1 protein-coding gene and 1 pseudogene are annotated in these 525 nt (G+C 38.7%); both read left to right on the forward strand.

Translation table 11 applies throughout. From position 1 onward, the window contains the following. Positions 1–206 (forward strand): annotated as a pseudogene (locus A9G37_RS13160) (integrase core domain-containing protein); the annotation flags it as partial. Between the two features lie 54 nt (positions 207–260). Next, positions 261–525, forward strand: a 265-nt coding sequence (locus tag A9G37_RS13485) for an IS30 family transposase (protein WP_442903138.1), incomplete at its 3' end; no start/stop codon positions are given.

Raw genomic sequence — 525 nt, forward strand, 5'->3', positions numbered from 1 at the left:
CCGGTAGCCCTTATCAAAATGGTTATATTGAACGATTTAATCGTACCTATCGTACTGAAGTACTTGATTTATATCTTTTTAACAACTTAGCACAAGCTAGGTGAATAACCGAAGAATGGCTAACGATTTATAACACCGAAAGACCGCATGAGGCATTAAATAACATGACACCGATTGAGTATAAAACACTAAAACAAGCAGCTTAATTTTCTACGTGAGTTGTGTACTAAGTTTGGGGCATTTACAGTAAGGCACCGAGTATTAAAGAAGGAGACCGCCGTTATAAACGGTCAATTAAACAACGTCCAAGTTATGTAGAAAGCCGGAAAACGCGAGGACATTGGGAGGGAGATACGATTATTAGCCGTAAAGACAAGCAAGCATTGGTGACATTAGTTGAACGCAAAACAGGGCTAGTATTAATTGGGCGCCTCAATCAACGTACCGCCTCCGAAACGAGAGATATGATAATAAAATTGCTAACGCCGTTTAAAAAAATGATTAAAAGCATCACCTTTGATAATG

Source organism: Gilliamella sp. GillExp13 (assembly GCF_001690815.1).
Taxonomy (GTDB): Bacteria; Pseudomonadota; Gammaproteobacteria; order Enterobacterales; family Orbaceae; genus Gilliamella; species Gilliamella bombi.